The organism is Pseudovibrio sp. Alg231-02 (assembly GCF_900143565.1).
Lineage (GTDB): Bacteria > Pseudomonadota > Alphaproteobacteria > Rhizobiales > Stappiaceae > Pseudovibrio.
In genome coordinates this window covers 106,465-132,297 of the sequence record NZ_FREX01000003.1, presented here as the reverse complement: position 1 = coordinate 132,297, position 25,833 = coordinate 106,465, and the positions used below count along the sequence as shown (strand labels likewise).

General features: G+C 51.7%; 22 protein-coding genes. 7 read left to right on the top strand and 15 right to left on the bottom strand.

Features of this window, described 5'->3' with window-relative positions; genetic code table 11:
• Window positions 1–34: 34 nt before the first annotated feature.
• From DHN43_RS10155 to DHN43_RS10140, 4 genes are all read right to left on the bottom strand, one after another.
• Entirely contained in the window at window positions 35–1,198 is a 1,164-nt protein-coding gene (locus DHN43_RS10155; RefSeq protein WP_108818740.1) for a DUF1513 domain-containing protein, read from the bottom strand.
• Complete coding sequence (locus DHN43_RS10150) at window positions 1,188–2,285, bottom strand: imelysin family protein (RefSeq protein ID WP_108818524.1); 1,098 nt, start codon at window positions 2,283–2,285, stop codon at window positions 1,188–1,190. The genes DHN43_RS10155 and DHN43_RS10150 overlap by 11 nt, the downstream gene beginning before the upstream one ends.
• Entirely contained in the window at window positions 2,285–3,829 is a 1,545-nt protein-coding gene (locus DHN43_RS10145; RefSeq protein WP_108818523.1) for a di-heme oxidoreductase family protein, read from the bottom strand. The genes DHN43_RS10150 and DHN43_RS10145 overlap by 1 nt, the downstream gene beginning before the upstream one ends.
• 129 nt (window positions 3,830–3,958) lie before the next feature.
• Window positions 3,959–5,227, bottom strand: a complete 1,269-nt coding sequence (locus DHN43_RS10140; protein ID WP_108818522.1) for an imelysin family protein — start codon at window positions 5,225–5,227, stop codon at window positions 3,959–3,961.
• A 435-nt stretch (window positions 5,228–5,662) separates the two neighbouring features.
• Here DHN43_RS10140 and DHN43_RS10135 point away from each other — a divergent pair, with 435 nt between their 5' ends.
• Window positions 5,663–7,513 carry a glycerophosphodiester phosphodiesterase gene (locus DHN43_RS10135; protein WP_108818521.1) on the top strand — a complete coding sequence of 617 codons (1,851 nt, stop codon included), beginning with the start codon at window positions 5,663–5,665 and terminating at the stop codon, window positions 7,511–7,513.
• Between the two features lie 25 nt (window positions 7,514–7,538).
• Window positions 7,539–7,937 carry a hypothetical protein gene (locus tag DHN43_RS10130; protein ID WP_057463102.1) on the top strand — a complete coding sequence of 133 codons (399 nt, stop codon included), beginning with the start codon at window positions 7,539–7,541 and terminating at the stop codon, window positions 7,935–7,937.
• Window positions 7,938–7,975: 38 nt separating this feature from the next.
• Here DHN43_RS10130 and DHN43_RS10125 read toward each other — a convergent pair whose 3' ends face one another.
• From DHN43_RS10125 to mutM, 10 genes are all read right to left on the bottom strand, one after another.
• Window positions 7,976–8,170 carry a hypothetical protein gene (locus DHN43_RS10125; RefSeq protein WP_057463101.1) on the bottom strand — a complete coding sequence of 65 codons (195 nt, stop codon included), beginning with the start codon at window positions 8,168–8,170 and terminating at the stop codon, window positions 7,976–7,978.
• 83 nt (window positions 8,171–8,253) lie between these two features.
• Window positions 8,254–9,111, bottom strand: a complete 858-nt coding sequence (locus DHN43_RS10120) for a carbohydrate ABC transporter permease (RefSeq protein ID WP_108818520.1) — start codon at window positions 9,109–9,111, stop codon at window positions 8,254–8,256.
• Complete coding sequence (locus DHN43_RS10115) at window positions 9,108–9,986, bottom strand: carbohydrate ABC transporter permease (protein ID WP_108818519.1); 879 nt, start codon at window positions 9,984–9,986, stop codon at window positions 9,108–9,110. The genes DHN43_RS10120 and DHN43_RS10115 overlap by 4 nt, the downstream gene beginning before the upstream one ends.
• 77 nt (window positions 9,987–10,063) lie before the next feature.
• Window positions 10,064–11,353, bottom strand: coding sequence for an ABC transporter substrate-binding protein (locus DHN43_RS10110; RefSeq protein ID WP_108818518.1), 1,290 nt, complete (start codon window positions 11,351–11,353; stop codon window positions 10,064–10,066).
• Window positions 11,354–11,414: 61 nt separating this feature from the next.
• Window positions 11,415–12,506, bottom strand: coding sequence for an ABC transporter ATP-binding protein (locus DHN43_RS10105; RefSeq protein ID WP_063294757.1), 1,092 nt, complete (start codon window positions 12,504–12,506; stop codon window positions 11,415–11,417).
• Window positions 12,503–13,285 (bottom strand): DeoR/GlpR family DNA-binding transcription regulator, encoded by a 783-nt coding sequence (locus DHN43_RS10100; RefSeq protein ID WP_063286329.1) that lies wholly within the window; start codon window positions 13,283–13,285, stop codon window positions 12,503–12,505. Before DHN43_RS10100 ends, DHN43_RS10105 begins: the two co-directional genes overlap by 4 nt.
• Before the next feature lie 200 nt (window positions 13,286–13,485).
• A complete protein-coding gene (locus DHN43_RS10095) occupies window positions 13,486–14,130 on the bottom strand; it encodes a GntR family transcriptional regulator (RefSeq protein WP_057463095.1) in 645 nt (214 codons plus the stop codon).
• Window positions 14,131–14,293: 163 nt separating this feature from the next.
• Window positions 14,294–15,721, bottom strand: a complete 1,428-nt coding sequence (gndA, locus tag DHN43_RS10090) for an NADP-dependent phosphogluconate dehydrogenase (protein ID WP_108818517.1) — start codon at window positions 15,719–15,721, stop codon at window positions 14,294–14,296.
• Window positions 15,722–15,922: 201 nt separating this feature from the next.
• Entirely contained in the window at window positions 15,923–16,867 is a 945-nt protein-coding gene (locus tag DHN43_RS10085) for an L-lactate dehydrogenase (protein ID WP_063294320.1), read from the bottom strand.
• 123 nt (window positions 16,868–16,990) lie between these two features.
• Window positions 16,991–17,893, bottom strand: coding sequence for a bifunctional DNA-formamidopyrimidine glycosylase/DNA-(apurinic or apyrimidinic site) lyase (mutM, locus tag DHN43_RS10080; protein WP_108818516.1), 903 nt, complete (start codon window positions 17,891–17,893; stop codon window positions 16,991–16,993).
• Between the two features lie 108 nt (window positions 17,894–18,001).
• On the opposite strand from mutM, the gene ubiE reads away from it, so the two are divergent.
• From ubiE to DHN43_RS10065, 3 genes are all read left to right on the top strand, one after another.
• Entirely contained in the window at window positions 18,002–18,805 is an 804-nt protein-coding gene (ubiE, locus tag DHN43_RS10075) for a bifunctional demethylmenaquinone methyltransferase/2-methoxy-6-polyprenyl-1,4-benzoquinol methylase UbiE (RefSeq protein ID WP_108818515.1), read from the top strand.
• 6 nt (window positions 18,806–18,811) lie between these two features.
• Window positions 18,812–20,395 (top strand): 2-polyprenylphenol 6-hydroxylase, encoded by a 1,584-nt coding sequence (ubiB, locus tag DHN43_RS10070; protein ID WP_057463090.1) that lies wholly within the window; start codon window positions 18,812–18,814, stop codon window positions 20,393–20,395.
• A gap of 299 nt (window positions 20,396–20,694) precedes the next feature.
• Window positions 20,695–21,357, top strand: a complete 663-nt coding sequence (locus tag DHN43_RS10065) for a TetR/AcrR family transcriptional regulator (RefSeq protein ID WP_057463089.1) — start codon at window positions 20,695–20,697, stop codon at window positions 21,355–21,357.
• Between the two features lie 8 nt (window positions 21,358–21,365).
• Here DHN43_RS10065 and DHN43_RS10060 read toward each other — a convergent pair whose 3' ends face one another.
• On the bottom strand, window positions 21,366–21,986 hold the full coding sequence (locus DHN43_RS10060; RefSeq protein ID WP_108818514.1) for an alpha-ketoglutarate-dependent dioxygenase AlkB family protein: 621 nt from the start codon (window positions 21,984–21,986) through the stop codon (window positions 21,366–21,368).
• A gap of 136 nt (window positions 21,987–22,122) precedes the next feature.
• Here DHN43_RS10060 and DHN43_RS10055 point away from each other — a divergent pair, with 136 nt between their 5' ends.
• Both DHN43_RS10055 and dnaK read left to right on the top strand, forming a co-directional pair.
• Window positions 22,123–23,616, top strand: a complete 1,494-nt coding sequence (locus DHN43_RS10055; RefSeq protein ID WP_063286335.1) for an FMN-binding glutamate synthase family protein — start codon at window positions 22,123–22,125, stop codon at window positions 23,614–23,616.
• A 292-nt stretch (window positions 23,617–23,908) separates the two neighbouring features.
• The gene (gene dnaK, locus DHN43_RS10050; RefSeq protein ID WP_057463251.1) at window positions 23,909–25,825 is read left to right on the top strand and encodes a molecular chaperone DnaK; all 1,917 of its coding nucleotides are present in this window, start codon (window positions 23,909–23,911) and stop codon (window positions 25,823–25,825) included.
• Window positions 25,826–25,833: the final 8 nt, after the last annotated feature.

The window sequence follows — 25,833 nt, the reverse complement described above, 5'->3', positions numbered from 1 at the left end:
AACCCTCGAAAATGTGGAAAGGCGCGGGGAGAGCCTAACCCTCCCGCAAGATACCCAGTGGTGTCAGGTGGTTATCCCAGCTGACGCCAGCGCTCTGGCTGATAATCTGGGCCACACCATCCTCGGTTCCACTAAAGCTGATGGCACCGTTTCCGTCAGTAATCGCAAAGCTTTCCTCGTCCAGCGGAGCCACACCACAGCCATCTGCAACCTGGTGGAAACCGATGAAGGACCGCTGCGCCACATCCCAGTACAGGATTTTACCGCCACGCGGGCAGGAGGCTGCAATCACGTCGCCGGAGCGGTTCATCTCCACGCTGCCAACATAGTTCTGCAGGCCCTTGGTAAGCTCCAGAGGCATCTCCAGAGCTGTAGCGGCCTTATCAAGCCCCAGATGCACCATCAGCGGAGGCGTTGCATCCTTCGCACCCTGAAACTGCCCGCCAACCCACACATCACCATTGCCATCAAAGCTCATGTGGCGCAGGGAGAGCTGGTGCAAATCAGAACCCAGGGCCTGCTTAGCAAGCAAATCACCTGTTGCGGTGTCAATGAAGGTCACATTCGGCTTCATCGTGTCCAGATTCAGCTTTTCGCGGCCCATGTCCGGGTGTGTTTCAATCCCGCCATTGGCAACCACGAGCTGAGAGCCGTCAGGAGACATCAGCAAATCATGCGGACCAACGCCATAGCTCTCGAACTCGCCGATCCGCTTTGGCTGGTCGCCGGAAACATCATAGACGCCGATGACACCGCGCACGTTGGCAAAGTCATTTTCCGGCGCATAGGCGAGACGGCCATCGGGGGAGAACACCCCGTGGCCATAGAAATGGCGGTCTTCAGGAGATGTGAAAACAACCGGCTCTCGCGCACCGGTCAGGTCTGCAAGCACGGCGAAGGTCTCGGGGCGGCGTGCGAAGGAGAGCAGGCGCATGGTGTTGCGGTCAAAGGAAATGGCATGACCACGGTCTGGCAGGGGCGTTTGATAAAGGATTTCGCCATCTTCGCTGAACACCGCCAGAGCGTAGCTGCCCGTTGGTGTGCGTAGTGCGCTGGCGAACAGTTGCAGGTCTTCGGCCTCCGCAAAAGGCAGGCCATTGGCAAAAGCCAGCGTGTTGCTTGTGCTCAAAGCGATGCCGGAGGCTGCCAGACCTGTTAGAAACTGCCGTCTGCTCAGAGCAAGGGGCTTAGTCGCCATCAAGCGCATTAAAGCCTCCTGCAAGGCCGACATAGCCAGCAAGGTCTTCTGCCATCACCACCTTGATGCCATCGATAATGGTGATGAGATAACGCAGTTGCTCGCGCACCTCTGGCTCTTTGCCAGTGTCCTGAAGTGGTTTTGGCAGGTTAGCAAGCACACGCTGCGCATTGGAAAATTCAAAGTTCAGCGAGCTTTCCACCCAGTCCTGCTCGTCTTCCAGCACCTTTGCGTAGCCACCTGCATTCAAAGCGCCTTGCAAACCCGCAAGGCTGGCTGAAAGGTAGGTGACAGCATTACCGCTGCGGGCAAATGGAGCTTTCTTCGGATTGGCCTTCTTCTCAGTCTTGCCAAGCACAACAAGCAGATATTGGTCTTTGTCGACAATCAGACCCGTAGTGATGGCATTGAACACCATCTCCGCAGCTTCTTTGTGGGTGTGCACCACACCGCCACCTTTGGTTGGCTCCAGAAGCACTTTGGAAAAACCGTCAGGGTCAGCCCATTCGGCTTCAAGTTCCAATCCGGCACCAACCAGATTGATGCTGATGCTCTCGGCATAATCGCAAAGGTAAACAGCGTCCTTGCCAGAACCAAGCGTCAAAGTGCCATCGCTGGCGTAAGAGATGCGCTCAAGAGCAGTCAGCCCTTGCAAGGCAACGCTTTTGACAGAAAGGGAAGCGGGGTCGCGAACAGTAGGGTCCTGCTTGGCAACCACCTTATTGATCTGGCGCCGCACCACACCGCGACTGTCCGGCAAAAAGGCGAGGCGCTGAGCAAGGTTGTCCTGCGCCATCGGCCCATAGCGTAAAAAGTCAACGCCAGCGAGTGCAGCAACGGATTTGCTGAAAGCCTCGTTAAAGGCCGTGGTGCTTTCAGTCGTGGAACTGGTGCACAAATCCCCAGTCCGTTTCTCAAGGTCGGTCAGCGCGCTGGCAAGCTGTTTGGTCGCCGGGCGAATATAGTGCTCTACGCTGGAGCGTGGGAACTGAGCATAGTCAGTGGTATCTGCCGCAAAAGAGGGCGCAGAGACAACGATTGCCGAGGCAACAGCCAGAGAGAGCGTGACAGCGCGCTTAAACCGCATCAAAGAGACTCCAGGAACCGGATCAGATTGGCTCGATCCTTAGCAGGCATTTCAACCACACGGGTTTTGGCGGCTTCCGCTTCGCCACCATGCCACAGCACAGCTTCCAGCAGGCCGCGGGCACGTCCGTCGTGCAGGAAGAACCTGTGATTATTGACAGTTTCAGTCAATCCAATACCCCAAAGTGGCGGTGTTTTCCATTCCTTTCCGCTGGCAGAACCTGTTGGGCGACCATCAGACAAACCTTCGCCCATATCGTGCAACAGCAGGTCTGTATAAGGCCAGATCAGCTGGAACTGATGCTCCGGGTTTTCAGCTGTGCGGCTGGTGACATATTTGGGCGTATGGCAGCTTACGCAACCTGTCTCGTAAAATACCTTTTTACCAGCAAGTACTTGGGCGTCATTTGCATCACGACGCGCTGGCACGGCAAGGTTTTGAGAATAGAACACCACAAGGTCCAGAACCGGGTCAGGCGCTTCTGAAACACCAAGATGCGCCTGCTCGCCATGTGCTTGCTCAAAGCACGCAGTCTGAGCTTCGGTGCAGTCTCCATAATTGCGCAGGTCATACGGTGTCGAAATGCCGATATCGCCTGCAAATGCGCCAGCAGATTGAGATTGCACGGTCGCGTTCAAGGCTTTCCAGCCAAAGCGGCCAACCTGCTTGGTGTCAGGGTCAGCAGGGTTCACCCAGCTTACACGGCCAGAAATGCCATCACCGTCAGCATCCTCCGGATCAGCTTGAGAGGTGATGTCAGTGTCTGCAATCGCTTCCAGCAGGCCAAGGCCAATCATTGGCGGCGCAACACGAGCCGAAATCAGCGCATGTTCAGACATCGGTCCATAAGCCAGATTCTCAATGGTGTAGGTCGGCTTGCGTAAAGAGGCAGTCTCACCTTCAGAAAGATCAATCTTGATCTCTTCATAGGTGATCTTCATCTCACCTTCTCCGGGCACGCCCGGCACGCCAAAGTTCTGCAGCTGGCCACCATAGGTCGGCTCGGGAAGGAGAGGCACTTCACCGCTCTCAATCAGAGCCCGCTCTTCCGGCGTGGAAGGGGCAACTGAGAGGCGCATGAAGATGGAAACTGGGCGTTCGTCATCAACCGGCGGGCGACCGCGCCCTGCTTTCGGGTGACAGCTTTCGCAGGCGCGGGCATTAAACAGAGGGCCAAGACCATCAGAGGCGCGCGTAGAACTCGGGGTCGACACCCAGAATTTCTGGAACAGGCTCTCACCCAGACGGAAGTCCTGATGCTGCTCGAAAGGGAGGTTGGCACTTGGGTAGGTAAAGACAGCGCGATTGAGAGGCTTCCGGGTCGTTGTTTTTCCCGCTTGCATCAACTCAAAATTTTCAGCTTTAGAGAAATCAGTCGGTGCCTTCAAAACCCGGCTGACTTTCGCTTTATCCCCGTCACTGAGATCGGTACGCTGGTTCAGATCAACAGCAGAAGCGGCGGGAATGAGGAAGCTGGTAAAAGCGGTGGTAGTGGCTATCACTCCTGCACGACGGCGAAGTGTGGCTGGAACCATTCCTGGCATAACGGGTGCCTGTATTTACATAGGCCTTCGCAAAAACGCTAAAACACGCAAATGAACGCACATAACAACGCAAACAAAAGGCGAGGGGGATAAGTCCCGCACGAGGTGTCTCGTGCGGGACTGGATATCTTATTCGAATACTGCAGAAGGGTTGTCGAGGCTGTCGGAGCCTTCGAATGCAATATTTTCAAGCTTCAGCACCTGAACAGCACGCTGAATGGAAGATGTCTGGTCAACCAGGCTATCGATAGCAGCCTGTACCACTGCATTACCTTCTGTGTTTCCTTCGCCAATCATCTGGTCGTAGGATTCAGTGGTTTCAGCGCGGGTTTTCATGGCTGTGAAAGTGCCGAGGGAAGCATTCAGCTTGCCTTCCAACTCAGTTGAAACAGCGGAATCTGCCTTTGCAAGCAAGTCCTTAAGGGAAGCGCCTTCAACAACAGAACCATCAACGCGGGTGTATTTACCCTGGAATACGTTGTTGATGCCAACCACGTCGTTGTAGTGGGACATATGGGTGTTGTCAGAGAAGCAGTCATGCTCTTCTTCAGGATCGTTCAGCATAAGGCCGAGCTTCATGCGCTCACCAGCCAGTTCACCGTAAGACAGGGAACCCATGCCGGTCAGGATGGTTGCGATGCCTGCAGCTTCGCCTTTATCAGCCAGCTCTTTACGTGCTGCGCCGTCGGCTTTCCATGCTGCGACCATCTCTTCCAGATCGGTGATAAGCAGCTTCGTTGCAGCCTGAAGGTAGTCTGCACGGCGCTCACAATTGCCGCCAGTGCAATTTGCAGCGTCGAAGTCAGAAGCAGGACGGTTGCCAGCACCTTTCCCCGTTCCGTTCAAATCTTGTCCCCACAGCAGAAATTCAATTGCGTGGTAACCGGTCGCAACGTTTGCTTCCACTTCACCAGCTTCCTGAAGCTGCTCAGCAAGCAGCGCAGGGGTGATTTCAGTGGCGTCGATTTCTTCGCCAGCAACAGTCAATTTAGTGTTTGCAATGATGTTTGCTGCGTAAAACGGGTTCTCTTCAGACTCATTGCCGTAAGCACCATCAACGTAGTCGATCAGACCCTCGTCAAGCGGCCAGGCGTTGACCTTGCCTTCCCAGTCATCAACGATCGCGTTACCAAAGCGGTAAACTTCTGTCTGCTGGTATGGGTTACGAGCTGCAATCCATGCGCGGCGTGCGGCCTTCAGGTTGTCTTCAGTTGGCTCTGCGACAAGCGCGTCCACTGCACCCTGAAGGGTCTTCGCAGTTGTCAGAGAGTCTTCAAACGCTGCCTGGGCGATGTCGCCGTAGGTTGCAAGAACGTCAGAAGGAGTTGCAGCGACAGCAACAGTAGAAAGGCTGCCGAGTGCTACAGTGCCGAGCAAAGCGCCACGGATAAAGCTCATTGTAATCCCCTTAAATGTGCAGTGAATTCGCCTCGCGCTGCGAGCGGAAAATCCGGGCTGCACGAATTCAGTTTGCCAAATGTTGTCACGCCCTAAAGCGTGAGAAAACTGCGGCTATTTCATATTCCTGACTATTGTTGTCAAGTTTAAAAACGTGCACTTTCAGTAGTTTAGAGTATTTCTAAATATGAGTTTCAGTTGCAACTTATTGTCATTAAAAGCTTTTCCGCACTTTTGCAGTTGCAAATCATTCGCATAAATAAATGGGATAATATTGGGAAAATACGCGAATCCCCCGCTCAACTGTTACCGTTTGTTTGGCATATCTTGACTTCGCAGCACCTATGCGCTCTTACGGAACCTTCTTCAGGTACATTGCATTTAATTGGCATCAATCAGCCAGTCTGTCTGCACCAACAACGATAAGAACAGGGTATGGCAGCTCGATTAAACACGCTTGCTCAATTGATACTTCGTGGCTGGAAAGCAAACGCATTTCGCTTGCTGCTGGTTCACTATGCCTTTGTTTTTCTCGGTGCAGTTGCAATCACACCTATTGTTGCTGGTATCGGCAACTTCGTTATTGGCCTTTCCGGCAATGCAGTGCTGGCCGATTATGAGATCGCGTCTTTCTTTCTGTCGCCGATTGGGCTGCTCGGTGCCTTCTTCTTTGTCGTCGTCTTCATCGCTATGGCACTGCTTGAGCAGGTTGCTCTGCTCGCGGTGCTGGACAGGCAAGAGAATGCATTCCCTGCTGCACGGAATGCCCTGTTCTCAACGCTCAGCATGTTTCCCCGCCTTGGTATGTTTACATGGCGGCTGACACAGCGGTTAGTGATGGCAATGATCCCGGGTCTTGTCATTATCGCACTGAGTATACTAATCTTTTTGCAGGAGCATGACTTCAGTTACTACCTCCAGTTTCAACCCGTTGAGTTCTGGATGGCTGCCTTCTTCATTGGAATTGGGGTGGCGCTGGTAATCGTTATGCCCCTCTATGCAATCCTCGTCTGGGGCCTGTCTTTGCCGCTTGTGGTGCTGAGAGATCATCCTGTTGGCTCCGCCTTTTCGCGGGCCCGGTTCCTCTCGCGTGGCCTCCGTCCTGTCTTTGCAGGTGCCGTCTCGCTGTGGTTACTTCTGGACATCCTCATCCATGCGTTCTTCCTGATCTCGCTGGAACTGATCGGCTCCTACGCCATTTCGTTTGGGGAGAGCTCCCCCGAGACATTGGCAGCGATCCTGGGCAGTCTCGTCGTGCTTCTGTTGGTCGGCAATACACTGATCAGTGGCGTGATGTCTGGCACTATGGCGTTGCTTTTCAAGGCAGCTTTGTTCGTTGCCGATGGAAAGGGGCACACGTTCTCTGAGGTGCCGCATACGCCAAAGCTGGAGAGTAAGTGGGCCAACCCACTGACACCTATGCGCCTTGCCGCTCTCATTGGAGTGGTCGGAACCATCGTGGTGCTGACAGGGACGTATTGGGTCTCAGCCGATCTGCCGCAAAAAGACGTCCTGATCATCGCCCACCGCGGGGCCTCCGCCCACGCGCCGGAAAACACCATAGCAGCACTGGAGCGAGCAATTGAGGACAAAGCCGACTGGATTGAAGTCGATGTTCAGGAAGCCGCAGACGGCTCCGTGGTCATCGCCCACGACAGCGACTTCATGCGCCTCATCAGCAAGCCAGCCAATGTCTGGGACCTGACACTGGAGGAAATCCAGGCTCTCGATGTGGGCGGATGGTTTGGGATGGAGTTTCAGGGTGAACGCGTCCCAACGCTTCGCGAGGCGCTTGAGATTGTGAGGGGGAAGGCAGTTCTCCTCATCGAGCTCAAATATTATCCCCGCAGCCGCAACGAACACCTCGAAAATGAGGTCGCACGCATCATCACGCAGGCTGACATGGAAAACGACATAGCAATCATGTCGTTAGAGCGATCAGCCCTCTCAAGAATGCGAAAATTAGAACCAAATTGGAACATCGGCCTTCTTACCGCCACATCTATCGGTAATTTCTCCGAACTCAAAGGAAACTTCGTAGCCGTCTCCTCCGCCTCCGCCTCTTTGAGCTTCATAAGAAGGACACAAGAGACCAATAAGCAGGTTTTTGTCTGGACGGTTAACAATCCGTCTACAATGTTGCGCTACATCTCCATGGGCGTAGATGGAATTATCACGGATGATCCTGCACTGGCGCGTAACACCCTGGAAGAATATAAAGAAATGAACCAGTTCGAGCGGTTATTACTTCATACTTCTGTCCTGTATAATCTGAGCTTGAACTGACACTTAGACCGTAAGAATCTAGTATATGCCGTATCTTCTAGTAGTGTTTATGGGCGCGTTGCTGACTGCCCTCTCGATGACTAATTCTGCGACTTCCAAGCCGCCAGTATTGCTGCTGGGAGACCGCGACACTGTCAATGCGATCGTTGCCGAGGTTAATCTCCCCGACGACCGCCGCGGCCTCGTGCATGTCATTTTGGAAGATGCTCGCGTCAAAGCAGAGCGCCTAGATAGCCCAATTCTGCCGATTTCTGCCAGTTCTGAACCTCTCGTAGAGCTTCCTGCAGAGAAATTTACACTTGAGCAGCTGGATGTAGAAACGCGCAGTGAACTTGTTGAAGTCCTCGACGAAGACCAAATGTCCGAGTTGCACCGCGCAATAGAAGTGGTTTTGGCGAGCACTGAAACCGTTAGCGTAGATTAATTTAAACACTACGCTATCCATTTGAAGTAACAGGCCTATTACTCGTCGTCTTCGTTATCGTCCGGAATAGCAAGATCCACCGCTCCTCCTACGACACTTGTTCCAACCTTTGCAGTTGTTGTTACTGCAGTTGTAGCAACCGAGACCGCAGCTCCCCCGACTGAAACCACTGCACACCCAGAAATTCCGAGTAATACTGCAAAGATACTGGCTGTGATCGCGGTAAGTTTCATTCATTCCCCTCAAAAAACTGTCGTGAACCTCCTCAAAGGTCACCCATTTCATTTAAATTTGAGGGGTAAGAATTACGATTTCCCTACTTAATCCCTGCGCGCATGAAGCTCTGCACAAATTGTCTCTGAAACAGCAGGAAAGCGATCAACAGCGGACCTGATGTCATGAGCGTTGCTGCGTTGATAACGCTCCACTCCACACCACCATCAACCGCAGCAAAGATAGAAAGCCCAACAGTGACGGGACGCGTCTCTACCGAGTTGGTGATAATCAGAGGCCAGAGGAAATTGTTCCAGTGGTGACTGACTGAAACAAGCCCGTAAGCGAGGTAGGTCGGAATTGCCAGCGGCACGTAAACCTTCCAGAGCACCAGTAAAGGTCCGGCGCCCTCAACGCGTGCGGCTTCATCCAACTCACGCGGAATAGTCTTAAATGTCTGTCGCAGAAGAAAGATTCCGAACCCAGATGCCATATAGGGCAAGCCAATTGCTACGATGGTGTCTATCAGGCCAAGGTTTCGGATCATCTTGTAGTTTTCGACAATCAGGATATCCGGCATCACAAGCAGCTGTAAAAGCACCAGAGTGAACAGGATATTTGAGCCGGGAAACTCAAAGCGTGCAAAGGCATAAGCTGCCAGAGTGCCCAAAACAAACTGCGCTATCAAAATGATCGTCACCAGCATGGTCGTGTTCAGGAAGTACTGAGCAAATGGAGCTGCTGACCAGGCTTTAGTGAAGTTCTCCAAAGTGAGCGGTGCAAACAACTCGAAATTGGCTTCATAAGCTGCTGGATGGAATGCAGTCCAGATCGCATAGAGCAGAGGCAGGGCCCATAAGAACGCCAGTGTCCATGCTCCGAACGTGTTGAGAGCACGGTCAAAATCGAACTGGCGTGGACGTGTTGCTTCAACAGTGTTGGAAAGAGATAAGTCGCTCATCTGTAGTGCACCCGACGATCCATGAAGAAGAATTGGCCGATCGCAATGATCGAAAGAAGCGCCAGCATCACGACAGTCAGCGTGGCGGCATAAGAGGTTTGCCAGTACTTGAAGGCGACCTCATAAATATAAAAGAGCAACAAAGACGAAGCGTTATCTGGCCCTCCGCCTGTCATGGTGAAGATGTGGTCCACCAGGCGGAAAGAGTTGATAACAGCATTGATAGATACGAACAAAGTTGTTGGCATAAGCAAAGGCCATGTGATTTTCCAGAAGAAGGTCCAACGGCTTGCCCCTTCAATATCAGCAGCTTCTTTGTAGGAGGGTGGAATGGCTTGTAGTGCTGCCAGATAGAAGATCATGAAGAACCCGGCTTCTTTCCAGATGGTCACGACCATCATGCAAATCAGCACTGTTTCCTGCTGGCCCAGCCATGAGTTCTCGGGAAGCCCGAAGACGCCCATGCGGATCTGGTCGATCAACCCAAAGCCCGGCGTATAAAAGAACAGCCAGATATTTGCGACCGCGATCAAAGGCAACACAGTCGGTGCAAAGAACGACATGCGTACAAGGCTACGTCCCTTGAGCTTGTCATTCACCCAGATGGCCATCAGCAGAGAGATACCGATAGAAGCTGGAATGGTTGCCATCGCGTACCAAAGGTTATTGACCAGCACTTTCCAGAAGGTTGGGTCCGCCATCAACTCCTCATAGTTCTGCAGTCCAACAAACTTGGCCGGCCTGCGCCCACGCGGAGTGGAGAAGAAGCTATTGATGATAGTGGTGATGGCCGGGAAGTGGGTGAACGCGAACAACATTATCATTGCTGGAGTGAGCAACAGCCACGCGTAAATCCACTGCATACGTCTGGTCATCGGGCAACCTCTTGGAAAATGCTGGAGCGAGGCACGTAGCAGCTGCGCCTCGCCAGATCACGTGAAATTAAAAAGGCTTAGCGGTATTCAGAAAGAATACGATCCGCTTCTGCCTGGGCACTTTTAAGAGCTTCTTCCGGTGTTTTCTTACCGGTGATTGCAGCATGCAGGGCGTCGTTGAAGACACGGGTCACGCGCTGGTTCTGGTACGTGGAGAGTTCTGCAACGGCGTGCTTCAGTTGCTCACGAGCAACGAGTGCTGGCGGGAAGTCAGCTGCATATGCCTTCATCTCGTCAGTTTCCCAAGCAGCTAGAGATGGCGCAACGTAGCCAGTCGCCATAGACCACTTTGCAGCCTGTTTCGGAGCAGTGATCCACTTCACGAAGTCTACAGATGCCTTTTTCTGCTCATCACTGGAATCTTTGAAGATGTAGAAGTTACCGCCACCGGTCGGTGCACCGCGACGCTTGTTGGCTGGCAACATAGCAACGCCGAAATCGAACGGAGCGTTGTTGCGCACGTTGGTCAGGTTACCAGTCGAGGTCCACATCATAGCGGTATTACCTTCAAAGAAGGCCTTTGGAGTAGCACCCCATTCGATGATGCCTGGAGCCATCACACCATGCTTGCCAGAAAGGTCGACAAGGTACTGCAGAGCTTCAACAACCTTTGGATCGTCAAAGTTGGTCTTGTTCCCTTCAGCGTTCGCCAGAATAGCGTCATTCTCGGTGGTCAGGCCTTGGAACAGCCAGTATGGGAAACCAGAGGAAGGAATGCGCACGCCCCACTGGGTGACGTTGCCGGAAGTGTCTTTCTTGATCAGCTTCTGGCCCATGGAAACCATTTCTTCCCATGTTGCAGGTGCTTTTTCAGGATCCAGACCTGCCGCTTTAAAGGCTTCCTTGTTCCAGTAGAGAACCGGAGTGGAGCGCTGGAACGGAATACCGTAAGTCTTCCCGCCAGTCTGCGAGTTCTCCATGAAGGCGGGGTAGAAGCTGTTCAGCCACTTCTTGTCTTCGTCAGAGTTTGCCACATCATCAAACGCAATGATCACGTCTTCATCGATCAGAGTGAACATGTCGACTGACAGAATTACAGAAAGCTGCGGAGGGTTGCCGCCACGTGCTGCGGTCAGAGCTTTGGATACAGTATCCTGATAAGAACCGGCATAAACAGCATCGATATTCACGTCAGGATGAGCAGCCGCATATTCTGCTGTCAGTTCTTCAATTGTTGTCGCGGCTGTACCGCCAACAGCCACAGGAAAATAGAATTGCAGATCAACCGCATGAGCGCTGATCGCAGTACTAAGGGATAGAGCAGCAACAGAAGCTGCCAGACCTAAAGACTTGAAAATGGATTTCATAGGTTTATATCCTCAAATTGCCCTAGTAATTGGGGCACTCCAATGCGCTGATGCGCGTTTTTCAAGCCGGCTCGAATTGCACCTCGACCGGCTTGAATTCTTCCCGGCGCTTGCCGGTATCTCTCTGAAAGCTTGCAGGAATTTTATCATCCCAGGCCAGGCCAATGTTCTGCCCCGGGCTCAATTCGGTGCTGCCTTTCACGCGAACAAGCAGCTTTTCACCGCCAACAGAACAATTAGCCAGCGTATCTGCCCCCATGTATTCAAGGCTTATCACCTGGGCCGGAACGCCGTTTTCACCAGTTAATCTGATGTCTTCCGGGCGCAGGCCCAGCAAACATCCTTTTGGTGCGTCAGGCAGCAGGGATTGAGCCGTGACAGGGGTGACAGAACGAACCTTATCCAGTTCCACAATGTTCATCGGCGGAGTACCAATGAAACGCGCTGTAAACACGCTGGCAGGGCGCTCATAGATCACTTTTGGTGTTGCAACCTGCTCAACCTCACCTTTGTTCATCAGCACCACCTGATCGGCCATGGTGATGGCTTCTGTCTGGTCATGGGTCACATAAACCATTGTCAGCCCAAGCTGCTGCTGTAGTGCTCTCAACTCTACGCGCATCTCCTGACGAAGCTTGGCATCAAGGTTAGAGAGAGGCTCATCCATAAGGCAAACAGGCTTTTGTGAAACGATGGCGCGACCTAGAGCAACCCGCTGTTGCTGCCCTCCAGAGAGCTGGGATGGCTTCCGGTCCAACAATTGAGAAATCCCGAGAAGATCAGCTGCAGTCTTCAGCCGCTCATCCCGTTCCGCTCTGCCTACTTTGCGCACTTTGAGCCCAAACAGAATGTTTTCAGCCACAGAGATATGCGGAAAGAGCGCATAGTTTTGAAACACCATAGAGATGTCGCGCTGGGCGGGGGAATGATAAGTCACATCTCTCCCGCCTATTGTAATTTGCCCGGAAGTCGCTTCTTCCAACCCGGCAATCAAGCGCAACGTCGTGGATTTGCCGCATCCACTTGGCCCCAATAAGACCGTAAAACTTCCACCATCCACGGACAGGTTGACATTGTTGACTGCCGTTGAGTCTCCCCAGGACTTGGTCAGGTTTGAGAGTTCTAGGCGAGCTGGATGGTTCAGGTTGCTCATAGAGTAGGCTCCTGTTTGCAGATTACGAGCTCTGCAGATGACTTCTCAATTATTGAAAGGATTGAAGCTGGCGGAGTTTCTTCGCAAAAGATCTTCGAAACATCAGTCAGAAAGCCAGCGCGAACATGGGCGAGGCGACCGAACTTGGAATGGTCCAGAACAAGAAATGATTGACGACAGTTCGCCAAAATGGCCTGACGGGCAGTGGCTTCATCCTCATTGAAGTCGAGGAGGGTGCCATCGCTATCCACGCCAGCAACGCCGAAGATGCCGACGTCGAACTTGTAGTTTTTGAAGAAACCTTCCGCGCTTGAACCAAGAACGTCTAGGTCGCCATGACGCAATCGGCCTCCTGCAATCGTAACTTCGCTGGAAGTGTTCCGTAGTGCTGCAATGGCTACGTTCATGTTGTTCGTGAAGATCTTCAACCCCTCATGGGTATCAAGTGCTTCTGCAACAATCTCGGGCGTCGTGCCGATGGAAAAAGCAAGTGTTGCACCATCGTCGATGTACTCTGCAACAGAGTTCCCAATCGCGTTCTTTGCTTCAAAATTGAGGATCTTTCGGGCTTTGTAGGTGATGTTGCCCCTATTTGCCGGAACCTCCACGCCACCATGAACCCGTCTCAAAAGCCCCAGTTCGCTCAAGCGGTTTATGTCTCGACGGATCGTCTGGGTGGTAACCGCGAACTGCTCCGACAACGAGTCTACGCTCGCGAAACCATTGGACCGCACGAGAGAGATGATCTCTGATTGTCTTGTACTGAGCGCTGTTTCCATCACAAAAGTCTGCTTCAATCTGCAAATATGCTGTTCATATGAACGTCTACTATGTTCATATGAAACTTATGTGATATCTCAGGCTAATAAAAGTGAAGCTTGTTTTGGTTGGTTTTCTAGGTACTTATACCGACTCACTTAAACAAAAAGCGCGCTCTGTTAGCAGAACGCGCTCCAAATTACCCAGATTTTGACAAGACTCAGGTGAGTTGAGTGAAGAATTTTAGGCGAGCCTTATGGGCTTCTGCGATGTGGTGACGTGCAGCTTTGTCAGCACGGTCACAATCCCGCTTGGAAATTGCATCCACAATCTCAGCATGTTCTTCAATCGCAAGACGACGACGGTCATCATCCGTCAGGGTCGTGCCCGCGAGCAGTAGCAAAGATAGGCGCATATGATCAATTTGCTCAACCAGATAGCGGTTGTGGGAAGCGAGATAGAAGCGGCGATGGAACTCACGGTTGGTCTTGATCAGGCGCTCTGCATCCGCAAGGTTCTGCATGTCAGATTCGACCATTTCCTGCAGAATTTCGATCTCAGCGCTCGAGGCGTGCTGCGCAGCCAGACGACCAGCAGTTCCTTCCAGCACTTCGCGCAGATAGTACAGTTCGCTGATCTGGTTATGGTCCAGACTAGGAATGACCATGCCGCGGTTTGGTTCATGAACAGCAAGCCCTTGCGCCTCAAGGCGCTTCAGGCCTTCCCGGATAGGTGTGCGGCTGACACCGAATTTCTCTGCCAGTTCAGCTTCTCTCAAGCGACTGCCGGGTTTCAGCTCACGGCTCTCAATCGCTTTAATGAGACGGCGGTAAATCTCAGCTCCATTGGGTGAATTGGCAGTCACATCTTATTCCCGGGATTAGTAAAGGCTTAGTTTGTAGCTTCTACATGCCAGCCTTCTTAAAGACGGGCAGGGCCACATAGCGGTCCTGCCAGTTTCTGTATCAAATTTCAATCAGGCATAGCACAGCCTAGTTAATAACTAGCATGCCTAAGTTGTATCTGGCTTACGCGCCACCAGCAGGCCAAGGGCCATGGAAGCCGGAACCTTCTTTGTCCGTACGTTCAAAGCCATGTTGACCGAAGAAGTCCCGCTGACCTTGAATCACATAGGCAGCAGTCCGCTTCTGACGGATCATGTCAAACGAACCAAGCGCTGCTGAAAGAGCAGGCGTAGGCACGCCGTTGGTGATGCTCAAGCTCAGCATATCGCGCAGACCAGGAACAGCATCTTTCATACGTTCAGCAATAGCAGGAGCCAGGTAGAGAGATTTCAGGTCAGGATTTTGGTCATATGCCTGCGCAATCTCATCCAGGAAGCGTGAGCGGATAATACAGCCCTGACGCCAGATGCGGGCAATGTCACCCATTGGCAGATCCCAGCCGTTTTCCTTGCCACCAGCAGCCAGCACAGCAAAACCTTCAGCGTAGGCTGCAATTTTACCGGCAATCAGAGCACGTTCACAGGCATCAATGCCTTCCTGCTTGAGTTCCCAAGTCAGCACTGCATCAGACTGCGGGTAGAGTTCTGCAACTTCCTGACGGAGTGCGTGACTTGCAGACATGCAACGCGCTGCAACAGCTGCATCAATACCAGTTGCCGGAACGCCAAGCAGATGCGCTTCGACAGCGGACCAGCGACCAGTGCCTTTTTGACCAGCAGTATCCAGAATAACATCCAGAATTGGCTTGCCGCTCTCTTCATCAATCACACCCATAACGTTTGCGGTGATCTCAATGAGGTAAGACGCCAGCGGGCCTTCATTCCACTTGGAGAAGATCTCGGCCTGCTCCTGAATGCTCAGGTGAAGAGTCTCGGTGAGAACTTCGTGCACTTCAGCAATCATCTGCATGTCAGCGTATTCAATGCCGTTGTGCAAAGTCTTCACAAAGTGGCCAGCGCCTTCAGGGCCCATCAAAGCAACACAAGGTTCGTCATTGTGCTTTGCTGAGATCGCTTTCAGGATAGGCTCGATGCGCCCGTAAGCGGCTTCAGAAGCACCAACCATGATGGATGGACCGAAGCGAGCGCCTTCCGCACCGCCAGAAACGCCCATACCAACAAAGGTGAATGGCGTGTCGGCCAATTCTTTGTAGCGGCGGTTACTGTCGTGGAAGTCGCTGTTGCCTGCGTCAATCAGAATGTCACCGTCTTTCAGGTGGTCTTTCAGAACAGAAATCTGCTGATCAACTGGCTCGCCTGCGGGAACCATCAAAATGATAGGACGAGGGGCTTTGATGTTCGCTACCAGCTCTTCTGTGCTGTAGCAGGGAATAAACATGTCTTTGAGGTGTCCAGCCTTCTCCATGAAAGCTTGGGTTCCCTCTGCAGTACGGTTGAACACCGCTACTTTATAGCCATTGTCTGCGATATTAAGAGCCAGATTGGCTCCCATGACGCCTAGTCCAACAAGGCCGATATCCGCCTGTGTCATCAATACTCTCCGCGCTGCAAGTGGTGCACAGACGCGCGCAACAAACCTAATCCAATAGCTAACTTGGCGATTGTATGCGCTTGTGCATCAGAAACTAGGTCTGTGGCATAGGTGAAAAACAGGTTTTTGCCAAGGTGAGAATAAGAAAATTCCGCAAAAGCCTAATAAAACTGCCGAAATAAAGCTTTTGCGGGATCTGCACTATTTCAGGTGTTTGGAAAGCACTTCTTTTGCTGCCGTTTCCAACGCCACTGCGGATGCTTGCAGCTGACTGCGTTCCAACTCATCCATACTAGGGAAGAGGGTCGCTTCAATACCATCAGCACCCAGCACTCGCGGCACTGAAAGGGCTGTGTCTCTCACGCCAACAATCTCTTCATTGACGATGGAAAGACTGATGACAGCATGTTCATTTGTCACAATAGCCTTCACAATGCGGGAGAGCCCTGCGCCAATGCCATAGTTGGTTGCACCCTTGCCTTCGATGATCGAATAGGCAGCGTAACGAACACCATGGTCAATGCGGTCACGAACATCTTGAGTGATTGGCTTGTTGATCTGCTCGGCAAAGGTAAACAACGGCGTGTTACCTGCCTTCGCGCCAGACCAGACAAGCACTTCACTGTCACCGTGCTCACCAAGCACATCTGCATGTACAGAGGTTGGCGTGATGCCCAAATGTTTACCCAATAAAGTACGAAAACGTGCAGTATCCAGAATTGTACCTGAGCCGATAACGCGATTGCGCGGCAGACCAGAAATCTCGGTCGCAACCTGAGTCATGATATCAACCGGATTGGTTGCGATGATCAGGATCGCATTTGGTGCATATTTCAGCACCTCAGGAATGACTTTTGCAAACACACCAGCATTGCGTGCCAACAGCTCAATCCGGGTTTCACCCGGTTGCTGGTTGACACCAGCCGCAATCACGACGACTGCTGCATCCTTCAAGTCACTGTAATCACCACCAATAACACTCATCGGGCGCGCAAATGGGGTCGCGTGAAGAATATCTTCTGCTTGGGCAATAGCGAGTTTCGGATTGTAATCGACGAGCACAATTTCGTTGCCCACACCGTTCATGGCCATGGCGTAGGCTGCAGTACTTCCAACAGCGCCAACACCAACTACACCGATTTTCATAGGGCCATCCTTTTCTCGCCGTCTACAGGGCATCCTGCTGGCTTTTATAATATTATGCCTGTCTCCTAGACAGTTGCTCTAGGGAATGCAATTCCCTCAAGCGTGACATATCAGCTCGCATGTCTACTTCTGGCATTTCGGACAAAAGAATGTTGAGCGCCCATTCTGGACCTTCCGCTCAATGACACCAGCACACTTGGGAGTTCGGCAAGCTTCTCCCTCGCGATCATAGACAGAGAAGTTGTGCTGAAAATATCCGAGAGAGCCATCCGCTTGTCGGTGATCCTTCAGGGAAGAACCGCCGGATTTTATCGCTTCCTGCAAGACTTCCCGAATGTGATTGGAAAGCTCATCGGCCTTTTTAAGTGGCTTACCGGATTTGCCTGCAAGTGTGGATGCGTTGTTGAAGGGACTTAACCCCGTTCTCCAGAGTGCTTCACACACATAAATGTTACCCAGTCCTGCGATGAACTTCTGATTGAGCAAAGCTGCTTTGAGAGAGGTTTTCCGGTTCTCAAACAGCTTGGCTAGGTAAGCTCCATCCAGCTCATTGCCAAGTGGTTCGATCCCCATATCGACAAACATCGGGTGTGTCGCCAGCTCGCTGCGAGGGATGAGCACCATAAATCCAAAGCGCCGCGGATCATTATAAATGATCTTTACGATCGTCTCCTGATTAGCTGGGCGAACATGGAAAATCACATGGTCATGCTGAGGGTGTTTGCCTTTTGCATGATACATTTCAACGGTTTGTGTTGGTTCGTGGTCATCAGTCTCGATCCAGCGGAACGAACCCGACATGCCAAGGTGCATCACCAAAACATCACCGCTGTCCAGATCAAGCAGTAGATATTTCGCACGGCGGCTGAAGGAAACAACTCTGCGATTTTCCAGACGGTCTATGAAATCATCGCCAAAAGGAAAACGAAGATCAAGTCGGCGTTGTTCAACTCTGCAAATTGTTGCATTGTCAAAAAAAGGTGCTAGTCCGCGACGGACTGTTTCAACCTCCGGTAATTCAGGCATAAGATATCCGTTGGTACAGTGGTTTGCTGCTGGGCAAAGATTACGTTCAACAATAGCGCTTTGTAACAAGCTGTACTATGTTCGCCCGCGAAATGGAGTGATTTGATTATGGCGCGTGAGTTCTCAACCCCTGAGCAGGCATCCGTAACAGACCCGACTGAAATGGCAACTAGCTTCGGGTTTCGCACAGTTCGCGAAGGTGAAAAGCAGGATCTGGTGGATGATGTTTTCCACAAAGTGGCATCCCGCTATGACCTGATGAACGACCTCATGTCTGGTGGAATGCATCGTCTCTGGAAAGATGCGATGGTGTCCAGCATGAACCCACCAAAGAATGGCGCCCGTGAATGGCGACATCTGGACGTGGCTGGAGGGACTGGAGACATCGCAACTCGCGTTGTTGAGCGTTCTAACCGGACAATCAAATCAACCGTTTGCGATATCAATGGATCGATGCTGGGTGTCGGTAAAGACCGTGCAAGCGCTGCTGGCCTTTCAGAAAACATCGAGTTCATTCAGGGGAACGCAGAAGAGCTGCCTTTCCCGGACAAACACTTCGATGCCTACACCATCGCATTCGGTATCCGTAACGTCCCACAAATCGAAAAAGCACTGCAAGAGGCTTACCGTGTGCTTAAACGCGGCGGACGCTTCATGTGCCTTGAGTTCTCACAGGTAGACGTGCCAGCACTTGATAAGGTCTATGATCTGTTTTCCTTCCACGCCATTCCAAAAATCGGGCAGGCGGTGACAGGTGACGGAGACCCATACAGCTATCTCGTAGAATCTATCCGCAAGTTTCCAAATCAGGAACGTTTTGCGCAGATGATACGTGATGCAGGTTTTGAGCGTGTCACCTATCGAAACTACACCGGCGGTATCGCTGCACTTCACTCCGGCTGGAAAATCTAACCAGTTATGATCGCAAATATTGTGCCATTTATGCGTCTGGTTTTCGCGGGTTATGTTATGGCCCGCGAAGGTGTGTTCGGACTCGTTTCTCTGCCAGATCTCCCTCCCGGACCGCGCTTGGCTATTGGCGTCGCACGTATGCTTGAGCGTCGTGGCATTGAGAAAAAAGATGCTGCAGCACGCCTGACAGATGCGCTGAACCGTCTTGGTCCCTCCTACATTAAGTTAGGGCAGTTTCTTGCGACACGTCCGGATGTGGTTGGTAAGGAAGCGGCAAAGGAACTGTCTGCACTTCAGGACAATGTTCCACCATTTCTGACGCAGTACGCACGCAAAACAGTCGAAGAACAGCTCGGCAAAACAGTCGAAGATCACTTTGAAGAGTTTGGTGAACCAGTCGCTGCTGCGTCGATTGCACAGGTACACCCTGCGTACTTCCGAAATCGTGACGGCGAGCTGGAAAAAGTAGCCGTTAAAGTCCTGCGCCCCGGTGTCGAGCGCGGGTTTAAGCGCGACTTGAAGAGCTTCTATCTTGCTGCACGCCTTGCAGAGCGCTTTAGTCCGGCAAGCCGCCGCCTTCGCCCGCTTATGATGGTTGAGACCTATGAGCACGCTGTCATTTTGGAAATGGACCTGCGTATGGAAGCCGCAGCTCTTTCTGAAATGGGTGAAAACAGCAAGGACGACAAAGATTTTCGCGTTCCCAGTGTGGACTGGCCCCGCACCTCTCGTTCCGTACTCACCATGGAATGGATTGACGGTGTAAAGCTTTCCAATCTGGAAGGTATCGAAGAAGCTGGCCATGACCTGGCTGAACTAGGCAATAAAGTGATCCAGACTTTCTTGCGCCATGCGGTACGTGACGGCTTTTTCCACGCGGATATGCATCAGGGCAATCTCTTCATTGAGCCGGACGGAACTCTGGTGGCGGTGGATTTAGGGATTACAGGACGTCTGGGCCTGTCTGAACGCCGCTTCCTGGCAGAAATTCTCTATGGCTTCATAACTCGCAATTACCTGCGAGTTGCCGAAGTTCATTTTGAAGCTGGATATGTGCCAGCCGATCAGGACGTGAACATATTCGCGCAAGCAATTCGGGCGATTGGTGAGCCGATCCACGGGCATGATGCCAGTGAAATCTCAATGGCACGTTTGCTGACACAGCTGTTTGAAGTGACTGAGATGTTCAACATGCACACTCAGCCTCAGTTGATCTTGCTGCAGAAAAATATGGTTCTGGCAGAAGGTGTCGCCCGCTCGCTGAACCCTCATCTGGATATGTGGAACACAGCTGATCCAGTCGTAACCGGTTGGATTCAGAGAAATCTTGGCCCTATGGGACGCATCACAGACCTGGCAACAGGCGTGACTGTTTTGGGCCGTCTGGCAAGTGATTTACCGATTATTGCTGACCGTGCGAGCAAGTTTTCCAATCAGCTGGAGTCGATGGCAAACAACGGCCTGAGATTCGATGAGGCAACCGCAGATGCGATTGGCAGATCGGAAGCGAAGCATAGCCGGTCTGGACGTGTCGCACTTTGGGTCATTGCAATCGCTCTTTCAGCAATTGCTTACGGCATCCACCTCTAAGACATTCTGAGTTGAAACTATGAAAAACGGGAGTTGTTACGCTCCCGTTTTTTATTGGTTAGCCGGCTATATGTGAAAAATCTAGAAATAATTGGATCATACTAAGTTACTGCATAAATTTATCTAAGTTTTATATAGTCATTGCAATTGATGATATGAATTGTAGGCGGGTTGTTGCTCAATAAAACGTGCTAAAAGCAAGATAGCTTAAGAGAAGTATTTGAGATTTCTAAGGGTCTACTCAAAACCTTTAGAGAGTTCTCAAAGCAATTGTAAACTATCTTCCTGGAGGTGCCGCTGTGCCAGACAGTTCTGAACTGGGGACCCGTGAACGGTTACTTGATGCCGCAGAACGCTTGCTCGCTGAACATGGTCTTGCGGAAACTTCTGTAAGAATGATCACCGAAAAAGCCGATGCCAATGTTGCTGCAGTCAACTATCACTTTGGCAGCAAAGATGATCTCGTTAGGGCAGTCTTTATGCGCCGCCTTCGCGAAATTGACGATATGCGCATGCAGCGTCTGGATGCGCTGGAAGTTGGCGGGCGCGAACCCGATCTCGAAGAGATAACCCGCGCATTCATGGAGCCCTTGATTGTACAAGGGATCTCAAGAGATACCGGAAAGCTGGTGCCGTTTGTTGTTCTCATTCGTCAGGTCTTCTCTGATCCGGAGTCCGGCCAGAAGATCATGCACTCATGGGAGCCTCCGAGGATTATCCTTCGTATCACAAAGGCTCTGGCAAAAGCCACGAAGAGTGACATCCCAACAGGCCCTCGTGCTCAGTTGCTGATGATGCTCATGCACAGCGCAACGTTAGAGGCGCTTTACGTTGTGACCGGAGCGTCCAAAGGCCCTTACGATGAAGAAATGGATCAGGACGAGATAGTCGAAGGTACTATTCGTTTCGTGTCCAGCGGCATTCGTGCCTTCTTTATGGCTGGTGCGCTCGAAGAGGCCTGATGCTCTGGCTAAAATGGCGAGATGCGGCGGAGAGTCAGATTTAATCTGCCTCCGTCCTTAAGGAGGCTTGAACTCCCACCCTGGATACGGTCAATGCCGTGGTAGCATAGTCGCGCTTCTCCCCCGAGTACAACAACGTCTCCTGAATTAAGCTTGAGTGATTGTGTCGAGCCCCCGCGCTTCACACCGCCGAGCCGGAAAATTGCTGTGTCTCCGAGGCTGACCGAAACAACCGGGGCTTCAAACGTTCTTTCATCTCTGTCTTGATGCATGCCCATTTTTGCTGTTGCAGCATAGTAATTCACGAGGCAGGCTTCTGGCGCTGCCGGGCAGTCGCCAACCTTGTTCCAAAGACCCTGCAAGAGCTCAGGGATAACAGGCCAGGGCTGACCGGTCTCAGGATGTTGAGACTGGTAGCGATAACCACTCCTGTCAGATACCCAACCCAATGTTCCAAGATTGGTCATCCGAACAGAAAATGGCTTTCCTGTTCGCGGCATCACGGGAGTGAACAATGGAGCTTCTTTGACGAGATATCTGAGCGTATTGACAAGTTCCTTTTGCTCTTCCGAAGAGAAATATCCGGGCAGGTATTTGAAACCTTTAGGAAAGTCATCGCTCAATCGCATCTCGATATCTCTTTTAAGCCGGGCATATCTGCTGAAAAGACCGCTTATAAAAACGGAAAACTTGGAGAGATTTGCCGAAAGTGAATTTAACCCATATTCCTCAAAATAGTGGTTTCCCGGTTAAGGAGAACCACAAATGCACCTTCTACCTCCACTGCTTTCGGCTGTACTAAATATTTTTGCAGCATTTGTTTCACTCCTAATTCTGCTCGCGGTCATTGTAGCCATCGTTCTTTATGTAGTTGATCGCCGCCAACACAAAGACGCGATTCGGCATAATTACCCTGTTGTGGGCCGCTTCCGATCACTCTTCGCGTATTTAGGTGAATTCTTTCGCCAGTACTTCTTTGCAATGGATAGAGAGGAAATGCCGTTCAATCGTGCCGAACGTACTTGGATAGATCGCGCATCCAAGGCTGAAGGCAACACAATGGCATTCGGGTCTACAAAAAACCTCAACTTGCCGGGAACAGCGCTGTTTGTGAATGCCCCTTTTGCAAAACTGGAGAAGGAGATCGACGAACCAGAACCACTTCTCATTGGTCCCTATGTCGAAAATCCATATGTGCCACCCAGTTACTTTAATATCTCCGGCATGAGTTACGGTGCAATTTCCCGTCCAGCGGTTCTCGCCCTCTCGCGAGGTGCAAAGATGGCAAAGTGCTGGATGAACACTGGAGAAGGTGGTTTGTCTCCCTACCATTTAGAAGGTGGTGCCGACATTGTCTTCCAAATCGGGACGGCAAAAAATGGTTGTCGGAATGATGACTCCACGCTCAATGAAGACAAGCTGAAAAAAATAACGGACAACGCTCAGGTCAAGATGGTCGAGATCAAACTCGCTCAAGGCGCCAAACCTGGGAAGGGCGGCCTCTTGCCTGGCGGAAAGGTGACACCTGAGATCGCAGAAATTCGGGGTCTCAAAGTCGGGCAACCCTCGCATGCCCCAAATCGTCACCCTGAAATCAGCAATACAGGTGAGCTTTTAGACTTCATCAGTCGCGTTCGCAGCATTGCCAAGAAGCCAGTCGGCTTCAAGACCGTGATTGGATCAAGCCTTTGGGTGGAAGAGCTTTGTCGTGAAATCAACCACCGTGGAATCGAGCATGCACCTGATTTTATCACCATCGATTCGGCAGATGGTGGTACTGGTGCAGCGCCAATGCCCCTCATGGACAACGTAGGCCTAAGGATCTCAGAGGCCCTTCCAATCGTGGACCATGTTCTGCGAAAGCATGATCTGCGTGATCGTATCCGTATCATTGTTTCTGGAAAGCGAATTACGCCCTCAGCCGTTGCTTTGTCACTGTGTGAAGGTGCAGATTTTACGGTTACAGCTCGCGGTTTCATGTTCGCGTTGGGCTGCATTCAGGCTATGCGATGCAACAAGAACACATGCCCAACGGGTATCACTACGCACAATGAAGCGCTTCAGGCCGGCCTTGATCCAACAGAGAAGAGCCACCGTGTTGCTGCGTATTGCCATAGTGTGCGGATGGAAGTCGATATGATTGCCCATGCATGCGGCGTCGACGCGGCAAGGCAGCTTTCACGGGAGCACGTGCGCATCGTCCAGGAAAGTGGACACTCTGTCTCTCTCGAAGAACTCTATCCACAAACACCCTCTTAGAAATGGGGGTAACGCAGAAAACCGGGATGCAATAGAGGTGTTTTCTGTGGTTTTCCAAAGAAAAGTTCATTTTCTTAACTCAGAAAATGGCTTCGGGTAGATCTTGTGTCGATATATCGGGTCCTGTCCCTTGCAGGGGCAAGGGACCCCTCTTATATAGCCAATTGAAGTTTTCTTGCGTGTTTGCGACAACTCACGCAAGTGCAATGTATTGGGGACCGGTCGGATGTTGATCCGACATTATCCGAAGGCCTTTGGGGTTCGGGCGGTCTGCCGAAAGGAGAGTGAAAACATGGCAAAGGTCATCGGTATCGACCTCGGCACGACAAATTCGTGCGTATCTGTAATGGACGGCAAGGACGCCAAAGTAATCGAGAACGCAGAAGGTGCGCGTACTACCCCTTCTATGGTTGCGTTTTCTGACGATGGTGAGAAGCTTGTAGGTCAGCCAGCGAAACGCCAGGCTGTAACCAACCCAACAGACACCTTGTTTGCTGTTAAGCGTCTCATCGGTCGCCGTTTTGATGATCCGACCGTTGCAAAAGACAAAAAGCTCGTCCCATACGAAATCGTAAAAGCCGATAACGGCGACGCATGGGTTGAAGCTGAGGGTGAGAAGTACTCCCCATCCCAGGTTTCTGCTTTCATCCTGCAGAAGATGAAAGAAACCGCTGAAAGTTTCCTTGGTGAAAACGTCACCCAGGCAGTTATCACCGTTCCTGCATACTTCAACGATGCTCAGCGTCAGGCAACCAAAGATGCCGGTAAGATCGCTGGCCTTGAAGTTCTGCGTATCATCAACGAACCAACTGCAGCTGCCCTTGCATACGGCATGGACAAAAACGATGGTAAGACCATCGCAGTTTACGATCTTGGTGGTGGTACTTTCGACGTTTCCGTATTGGAAATCGGCGATGGCGTATTTGAAGTGAAGTCCACCAACGGTGACACCTTCCTCGGTGGTGAAGACTTTGACATGCGTCTGGTTGACTACCTTGCGGGTGAGTTCAAAAAAGAGCAGGGCATCGATCTTAAGAACGACAAGCTCGCATTGCAGCGCTTGAAAGAAGCTGCTGAAAAAGCAAAGATCGAGCTGTCCTCTTCTTCTCAGACTGAAATCAACCTGCCGTTCATCACAGCAGATGCTTCTGGTCCTAAGCACCTTACCCTTAAACTGACCCGCGCTAAGTTTGAGCAGCTCGTTGACGATCTGGTTCAGCGTACTGTTGCTCCAATGAAAGCGGCTCTTAAAGACGCAGGCCTTGCAGCTGGTGAACTCGATGAGGTTGTTCTCGTCGGTGGCATGACTCGCATGCCTAAGGTTCAGGAAATTGTTAAGCAGTTCTTCGGCAAAGAACCTCATAAGGGCGTAAACCCTGATGAAGTTGTTGCAATGGGCGCGGCAATTCAGGCTGGCGTTCTGCAAGGTGATGTTAAAGACGTTCTGCTTCTCGACGTTACTCCGCTGTCCCTCGGCATCGAAACCCTTGGTGGAGTGTTCACACGTCTGATCGACCGCAACACCACAATCCCTACCAAGAAGGGCCAGGTGTTCTCTACAGCTGAAGACAATCAGACTGCAGTGACCATCCGCGTCTTCCAGGGCGAGCGTGAAATGGCTGCGGACAACAAGATCCTCGGTCAGTTCGATCTGGTTGGCATCCCACCAGCACCTCGTGGCGTCCCACAGGTTGAAGTAGCCTTTGATATTGATGCCAACGGTATCGTGAACGTGTCTGCAACCGATAAAGGCACAGGTAAAGAGCAGCAGATCCGTATTCAGGCATCTGGTGGTCTGTCCGACGCTGACATTGAGCAGATGGTGAAAGACGCAGAATCTCACGCTGAAGACGATAAGAAGCGTAAGGATCTGGTTGAAGCCAAAAACCAGGGTGAAGCACTTCACCATTCAACAGAGAAATCCGTCAAAGAGTACGGCGATAAGGTTTCAGACGAAGACAAGTCTGCAATCGAAGGCGCTTTGGCTGCATTGAAGGTGTCTCTGGAAGGTGAAGACCTGGAAGATATCACTGCGAAAACCCAGTCTCTTGCAGAAGTTTCCATGAAACTTGGCGAAGCTATGTACAAGGACGCTCAGGCAGAAGAAGCCGGAGAGGGTGCTGAAGACGATGGTGAGCCAAAGCCAGTTGACGATGTGGTTGACGCAGACTTCGAAGAAGTTCGCGACGACGACAAAAAGTCCAGCTAACTAATACT

Excerpts from the sequence above, each read along its gene's own strand:
- DHN43_RS10135 (WP_108818521.1), top strand. The coding sequence starts at position 5,663 with ATGGCAGCTCGATTAAACACGCTTGCTCAATTGATACTTCGTGGCTGG.
- gndA (WP_108818517.1), bottom strand. The coding sequence starts at position 15,721 with ATGACACAGGCGGATATCGGCCTTGTTGGACTAGGCGTCATGGGAGCC.
- DHN43_RS10085 (WP_063294320.1), bottom strand. The coding sequence starts at position 16,867 with ATGAAAATCGGTGTAGTTGGTGTTGGCGCTGTTGGAAGTACTGCAGCC.
- DHN43_RS10155 (WP_108818740.1), bottom strand. The coding sequence starts at position 1,198 with ATGGCGACTAAGCCCCTTGCTCTGAGCAGACGGCAGTTTCTAACAGGT.
- DHN43_RS10060 (WP_108818514.1), bottom strand. The coding sequence starts at position 21,986 with ATGCGATTGAGCGATGACTTTCCTAAAGGTTTCAAATACCTGCCCGGA.
- DHN43_RS10150 (WP_108818524.1), bottom strand. The coding sequence starts at position 2,285 with ATGCGGTTTAAGCGCGCTGTCACGCTCTCTCTGGCTGTTGCCTCGGCA.
- DHN43_RS10105 (WP_063294757.1), bottom strand. The coding sequence starts at position 12,506 with ATGAGCAACCTGAACCATCCAGCTCGCCTAGAACTCTCAAACCTGACC.
- DHN43_RS10125 (WP_057463101.1), bottom strand. The coding sequence starts at position 8,170 with ATGAAACTTACCGCGATCACAGCCAGTATCTTTGCAGTATTACTCGGA.
- DHN43_RS10055 (WP_063286335.1), top strand. The coding sequence starts at position 22,123 with ATGCACCTTCTACCTCCACTGCTTTCGGCTGTACTAAATATTTTTGCA.
- DHN43_RS10115 (WP_108818519.1), bottom strand. The coding sequence starts at position 9,986 with ATGACCAGACGTATGCAGTGGATTTACGCGTGGCTGTTGCTCACTCCA.
- ubiB (WP_057463090.1), top strand. The coding sequence starts at position 18,812 with ATGATCGCAAATATTGTGCCATTTATGCGTCTGGTTTTCGCGGGTTAT.
- mutM (WP_108818516.1), bottom strand. The coding sequence starts at position 17,893 with ATGCCTGAATTACCGGAGGTTGAAACAGTCCGTCGCGGACTAGCACCT.
- DHN43_RS10145 (WP_108818523.1), bottom strand. The coding sequence starts at position 3,829 with ATGCCAGGAATGGTTCCAGCCACACTTCGCCGTCGTGCAGGAGTGATA.
- DHN43_RS10130 (WP_057463102.1), top strand. The coding sequence starts at position 7,539 with ATGCCGTATCTTCTAGTAGTGTTTATGGGCGCGTTGCTGACTGCCCTC.
- ubiE (WP_108818515.1), top strand. The coding sequence starts at position 18,002 with ATGGCGCGTGAGTTCTCAACCCCTGAGCAGGCATCCGTAACAGACCCG.
- DHN43_RS10120 (WP_108818520.1), bottom strand. The coding sequence starts at position 9,111 with ATGAGCGACTTATCTCTTTCCAACACTGTTGAAGCAACACGTCCACGC.
- DHN43_RS10110 (WP_108818518.1), bottom strand. The coding sequence starts at position 11,353 with ATGAAATCCATTTTCAAGTCTTTAGGTCTGGCAGCTTCTGTTGCTGCT.
- DHN43_RS10140 (WP_108818522.1), bottom strand. The coding sequence starts at position 5,227 with ATGAGCTTTATCCGTGGCGCTTTGCTCGGCACTGTAGCACTCGGCAGC.
- dnaK (WP_057463251.1), top strand. The coding sequence starts at position 23,909 with ATGGCAAAGGTCATCGGTATCGACCTCGGCACGACAAATTCGTGCGTA.
- DHN43_RS10100 (WP_063286329.1), bottom strand. The coding sequence starts at position 13,285 with ATGGAAACAGCGCTCAGTACAAGACAATCAGAGATCATCTCTCTCGTG.